Annotated in this window: 5 protein-coding genes; 2 read left to right on the top strand and 3 right to left on the bottom strand. The window is 44.2% G+C overall.

What is annotated here, in order from left to right; genetic code table 11:
• Positions 1 to 35: 35 nt before the first annotated feature.
• Together IQ229_RS09020 and IQ229_RS09015 are read right to left on the bottom strand one after the other, a co-directional pair.
• A complete protein-coding gene (locus tag IQ229_RS09020) occupies positions 36 to 446 on the bottom strand; it encodes a CHASE2 domain-containing protein (protein WP_322743962.1) in 411 nt (136 codons plus the stop codon).
• Positions 447 to 637: 191 nt separating this feature from the next.
• A complete protein-coding gene (locus IQ229_RS09015) occupies positions 638 to 922 on the bottom strand; it encodes a hypothetical protein (RefSeq protein WP_194043032.1) in 285 nt (94 codons plus the stop codon).
• A gap of 187 nt (positions 923 to 1,109) precedes the next feature.
• Here IQ229_RS09015 and IQ229_RS09010 point away from each other — a divergent pair, with 187 nt between their 5' ends.
• Positions 1,110 to 1,538: a GAF domain-containing protein gene (locus IQ229_RS09010; RefSeq protein WP_194043031.1), complete on the top strand. Its 429-nt coding sequence runs from the start codon at positions 1,110 to 1,112 to the stop codon at positions 1,536 to 1,538.
• Positions 1,513 to 5,055: a PAS domain S-box protein gene (locus IQ229_RS09005; protein ID WP_194043030.1), complete on the top strand. Its 3,543-nt coding sequence runs from the start codon at positions 1,513 to 1,515 to the stop codon at positions 5,053 to 5,055. The genes IQ229_RS09010 and IQ229_RS09005 overlap by 26 nt, the downstream gene beginning before the upstream one ends.
• Before the next feature lie 493 nt (positions 5,056 to 5,548).
• Here the strand turns inward: IQ229_RS09005 and IQ229_RS09000 are convergent.
• Positions 5,549 to 6,344 (bottom strand): iron uptake porin (locus IQ229_RS09000; RefSeq protein WP_194043029.1); only part of this gene is annotated, 796 nt, incomplete at its 5' end.

The raw sequence follows: 6,344 nt of genomic DNA, 5'->3' as shown, positions 1-6,344 counted from the left end.
CCAAAATCAAGATAACATTGTCACTACGTGATTGTTCAGCAGCTTGGGTAGAGATGAAATTCCCCCGCCGCCAAATTATTGTCTTCTGGTCGGAAAAGATATAAACCAATAATTCGCGGTTGATAAGACTCTATTTTCTTTAATAGCTGATTGATTCTCCGATCTGATAGAGGCCATTTCTCTCGTTTGAGATCGTTATCAGTAATTTTTACTAGCAAAATCCGCCGATCGGGTGCTTCTGATGGACGCGATCGCAACATCTGGTCATAAACTCTTAACTCCCAAGGCTGTAACCATTTGATTTCCCGAACTCCCCAGATAAAGGCGGTCACTCCTACACTGGTAACAAAAATAATTTGCAGCCAACTTTTGCTCTTAGAAGTTTCACGGGAATCCTGAACTTTGACAAAAGGTACGCGGAGTTTTTCTAGTAGTCCACTAATCACGGCGTTGAGGCGGTAGCCTGAATTGGGTAGATGTTGTAGGCGCAGAAGTCAATTTTCGGAATCTAGCTTAAAAGCTAGTTAACCTGAAGCTCTTATTAATGTAGCAATTTACTTGCTATTTAGAGGCTTTGACGCATTCCTGCTTTGAAAGCAAGCTTACGCCCAGCGTCAACCATAGAATCAGACAAGTACTAATCATCTGTTTGAGATGTTTGAACATCTTCAACAGAACTGGTAACTGGGAAAGAAATCGGATTAGAAGATGGAGTTAGTGAATCTAACTGAGGTTGTTCAAGTGATGCTTCAATACTGGAATCGGCAAAATAGTAACCAATAATCTTATCATAGTTAGAAGCAACAGCTAAAAAAGCGCCACCTAAAATATAGATAGGTAATGGCAGATTAAATTCTTGCAACCAGTCAAACAGTTCCGCTAAGGCAAACAGCACCAAAAAACAGGCAAGCCAAACCTTCATATTCTTATCCCCTGAATTAAAACAATTCTATTACTAGCTTAAATAGCTTGCATCATAGTTGATGTAATACATAATCACCAACTTACAAGGTCTATAGCCGTAGATAGATGAAGTCAAAGTTATAGCAGATGCTATTCTAAGTACACAGTATGCGATCGCTCACGTCCTCTCTGAGACAACTACGCTTGTGAATGGGGTTCCAGCTATTCTACAATCCTTGTGCGAAAGTTTAGGATGGCAAGCTGGAATAATCTGGAGTGTAGACGATGAAGCTAATGTTCTACACCCCATGAGTACTTGGTATTCATCTGATTTGGAGAAAGAACCATTTAACCAGCACACAATTGCTTTTAGTGAAGGTTTAGTCGGTCAGATTTGGGCAAGTGGTCAACCTGTTTGGATTTCAGAACCCGCCCAAGACGAGAATTTTTTTGCCACCGCCATCGGACTTCCGATTCGGTTGGATAATAAAATCTTAGGTGCGATCAAACTTTTCAGCGCTCAAATTTTACTCCAAATGATGAGTGCGATCGCCACTCAAATTGGTCAGTTCATTGAGCAGCAGCGAAGCTCGTCATTACTGCAAGAAAGTGAGGAAAATATGTCAGATTTTTGAAATTCCAGGTGTCTCGATTGGCGAGGAAAATTCTACCATTGTTAAAGACTTAATTGATAACCTGAAAGATCGAGAGGTTACAGATTTGCGACAATATTTGGATGAACAGCAGCAAGTAGAAGAAAATCTGCGTCATAGTGAAGCACGCTACCGCTCACTGGCAGAAGCAAGCGCATCCATCGTTTGGAGCGCCGGGCCTTGGGGCAACGTTGTTGATGAGATTCCGACTTGGGAGGCGTTCACTGGGCAAAGTTCCGAACAATACAAAGGATGGGGTTGGGTTGACGCACTACACCCAGACGACCGGACATCTGTAGCTGCTATTTGGAGACAGTCCTTTTTTGGACGCAGCGTTGCAGTTGCCGAGTATCGCGTTCTGCGGCATGACGGGGAATACCGTGACATGGCTATACGTGGTGTGCCTATACTTGATGAAATAGGCGAAATCCAGGAATGGGTAGGAATGTGCATGGATATCAGCGAACGCAAGCAAGCTGAGGCAGAACGCGAGCAACTACTGGCGCTACTGAAAACAGAACAGACTCGCTTGGTTGAAGCTAACGTTCTGCTTGATACCCTCTTTAATAACGCACCTATAGGTATTGGTCTATGGGATGAGAAATTGAGATACGTTCGATTGAATGACGCTTTAGCTGAGATTAACGGTCTTCCCCAAGAAGCGCATATCGGTAAGACCGTCGCTCAAGTGCTACCTGGGGTAGATGCTGCGGTGATGGAAGCTTTACACCATGCGATCGAGACGGGAGAATCTATTGCCCAAGAGGCCAGTGGAGAGACACCCGCCGCACCTGGAAAGCAGCGGCACTGGTCGGTAAATTATTATCCAATTAAACTACCAAGTGATATTACTTGGGTGGGTGCAATCTGCCAAGAGATCACGGAGCGCAAGCAAGCAGAGGCAAAACTGCGCGAGAGTGAGGCGTGTTTTCGGCTGCTGGCTGAGAATTCAACTGATATTATTTCCCGCCACACAGTAGATGGAATTCTTCTGTATATTTCACCAGCTTGCTACACAGTATTGGGGTATCAACCAGATGAACTAGTCGGTCATCCCAGTCAGGAGTTAGTTCACCCAGACGATTTGGCAGAGATTGCGAAGAATTTCCCAATTAATGCTGATTTACCAGATATTTATACTGTTACTCACCGCGCTCGTCACAAAGACGGGCATTATATCTGGTTGGAAGCAACTATTCGAGCTATTCGCGATCGCCAAACTCAAGAAATTTTAGAGATGCAAGCGTCTTCGCGAGATATTACTAAGCGCAAACAGATAGAAGAGGAGCAGCGTTTCTTAGCTGAAGCTAGTGGGATTTTGGCTGCATCATTGGACTACGAAACAACCCTAGCAGGTTTGGCGCGTTTAGCAGTGCCGGAAATAGCTGATTGGTGCTTAGTTGATATTATTTGTGAGAATCAATTAGTTCGCCGACTTGCAACAGCCCATGCCAATTCAGAGAAACAAGAATTGGTAGAACAGTTACAAAATTATCCGCCTGATTTGGCACTGAAAAAAGGTGTTGCTGAGGTAATACGGACAGGCAAATCACAAATTACTCATTTTATTTCTGATGAACAGATACAAGGGTTAACCCACAACGCCAGTCACCTCAAAATCTTGCAAGAACTAAATCCGATATCTGGCATGAGCGTACCGCTAATCGTTCGGGGACGGGTGTTGGGAGCGATGACTTTAGTCTCTTCTTCAGGTCGTCGCTACGATAACAAAAGCCTGATGTTAGCTGAGGAGCTGGCTTGTCGTGCTGCCGTAGCCGTTGATAATGCCCGACTTTACAGAGAAGCACAGCAATCTCAACAGGCGGCTTTACACGCAGCATCTCGCACTACCCGTCTGCAAGCGATTACCGCTGCACTTTCTGAATCTCTAACTCCGACACAAGTTGCTGAAGTAATTGTCGAGCAAGGTATGGCAGCTTTGGGAGCTAGTTCTGTTTTTGTGGCACTACTGACTCAAAGCGGCACTGAATTAGAACTTGTCCGAACTGTTGGTGGGCAACAAGAAATAATAGATTCCTGGCGTAGATTCTCGATTAATGCATCCGCACCACTAGCAGAAGCAGTCAGAACTAAGCAGCCTATTTGGCAAGAGGCAACAACAGCGAGGATTGCTCGTTACTCAAATCTTGCCAAGGAATACACTCAGTCCAACTACGGCGCTTGGATTTCGATTCCATTGATCATCGAGGGACGAGCTATCGGTGGAATGTCTCTAGCTTTTACCGAAATTCAGCAGTTTAATCAAGATGACCAAGCCTTTATGCTGGCACTAGCACAGCAATGCGCTCAAGCTATGGAACGTGCCCGTTTATACGAGGCAGAGCAAACCGCCCGGAAAGCAGCAGAAAACGCCAACCGGATTAAAGACGAGTTTCTAGCAGTACTTTCTCATGAATTGCGATCGCCACTCAACCCAATTTTAGGTTGGTCAAAGCTACTCCAAACCAAAAAACTTGATGAAAAGACAGTTCCTCAAGCCCTGAAGACTATTGAGCGAAATGCGAAGTTACAGGCTCAACTGATTGAAGATTTACTGGATATCTCCCGGATTTTACAAGGTAAAATCAGCTTGAATATCTACCCAGTCGATCTGACATCTGTGATTTCGGCAGCAATGGAGACAGTGCGGCTATCAGCAGAAGCTAAATCAATTGAGATGCACATCAGCCTGGAACCAAATTTGGGACAAGTTTTAGGAGACTCCAGCCGATTGCAGCAAATCGTTTGGAACCTGCTCTCAAATGCAGTTAAGTTTACACCTGCGGGGGGACGGGTTGATATTCGACTATCATCATGTCGTAATTACAATTCCAACTCAGCACTGATTCAAGTCAGTGACACTGGCAAAGGCATCGATCCCAATTTTCTGCCTTACGTGTTTGAATATTTTCGTCAAGAGAATAGCAGCACCACCAGAAAATTTGGTGGATTGGGGTTAGGATTAGCGATCGTTCGTCACTTAGTCGAACTGCATGGTGGGACAGTCGAGGTAGAAAGCGAGGGCGAAGATCGGGGGGCAACTTTTACTGTAAGATTACCGTTAATTCAAAATCAATTAGAGATTAAACAAGATAGTAGCAATTCTGAGCCATCTTCAAATTTAAATGGTGTCAAAATTTTAGTAGTGGATGATGATACAGACACGCGAGAATTTATTGTCTTCTTACTAGAGCAGTATGGAGCAAATGTGACAGCAGTAACATCAGCCAATGAAGCCTTAGCTACTTTAGCCCAATCCTTGCCAGATATACTTTTAAGTGATATTGGAATGCCAGAAGTGGATGGATGTATGTTCATGCGACAGTTGAGAACACTGCCAGCAGAGCAAGGAGGTAAAATTCGAGCGATCGCACTTACCGCCTATGCTGGAGAAATGAACGCTCAACAAGTACTAAGAGCCGGATTTAACAAGCATATTGCTAAACCAGTAGAGCCAGCCGAATTAGTAGATGCGATCGCCAACTTAATCGCTGAATAAACCTGCCTCTACCTGTTCGCCATTACTTGATAGCTTGAGGTGTGATTTTCATCTCTGGAACATTTTAGTTAAAACTAATTTTCACTTCTAAATTATATCTGTAAGAATATTCGCGATCGCTCCCACTCTGTAATCCTACCTCTCCAACACCCTTAACTTGTCGTTGAGTTTTCTGTTTCCCCAAACTGCGAGCATATTCAGCAGCCGATTTTCCCGACCAATAGCCAGAAGAAATTGCCCAAAAGGCTTATGCAAAAAGCTTCTTAAACTCTTATTACTTCGTGTTCTTCGCTACGAGACGCTACGCGAACATGGTTCATTTTTCTATGACTAGTGCGTAAATCATATATAAAATTTTCTGCTCTAAAAATGATCGGGATTGGGGCAGGTATGTTAAAACCTGCCGTGTCGCGCTTCATCCCCGGTCTAAAGAAAGGAATGCAATACTAACGTGAGTGTTTCTTTGAGGCTATCATGCTTCCGTTAGTCTGTTTTAAAATCTAAAGACAGTACGAACCCAAGCAAATAAACTATCAGGATTACTGGCATCAGAGTCTGGTGCAGTAATCCAGATGAACCCCGGTGTCACCTCAATATTATCTCCGATTCTATATTGGTAAAATGCCTCAATGTGTAAGGAGGTATCTTTGTCTGCTTGTCCTGCACCTGCTCCCAAATCTACACTCTGACTAAGCCTGGTGAGTTTCGGCTCCATACCAACTAAAACCCCCCCTAAAGCACCTTCCTTAAAAAGATCCGGGAATGCCAGTCCTACAGCCCAATCTATTGTACTACCATCACCGCGCCCCAAATAGCGGTGCGCTCCATAACTTACCCACCCATTTATTGCCAACTTGGGATTAATTTGATAGAACGCCTGTAATCCATAAAGATTGGCTACAGTTCCCGTTCCAGCCACAGTGCTATTGACCAGATTACTCCCGACTGCTGGGCCAAAGTTTGTTCCGCTTAAACCTCTAGTGTTTGCTGGACTATAAGTATTGACGTAAGTTGCCGCCACCCGAAAATTCCGATTACCGGAGTAGTAGATTAACTGTGCTAAAGCTAAATATCGGCCTGTAAAAAATCCATTATTAGGTGTGGGATTTCCACCGTTTGGTGCGCTGTACGCTACCCCGAATTGAAGTTGTTTGCCTAATCGCTGGAGTATGGCAATGCCGGGGCCGCTATCTCCATAGTTATAGACCAAAGACCGCCGTGAAAATCGTGAAATTCCATTAGCGCCAGTTGCAGAAGACGATTCAAAATATGGATTAATCGGGCCAGAC

Origin of the sequence: Nostoc cf. edaphicum LEGE 07299, from assembly GCF_015207245.1 — a bacterium.
GTDB lineage: Bacteria > Cyanobacteriota > Cyanobacteriia > Cyanobacteriales > Nostocaceae > Nostoc > Nostoc edaphicum_B.
The sequence above is the reverse complement of the archived record's forward strand: the minus strand, read 5'-3'. Positions and strand labels throughout refer to the sequence as shown.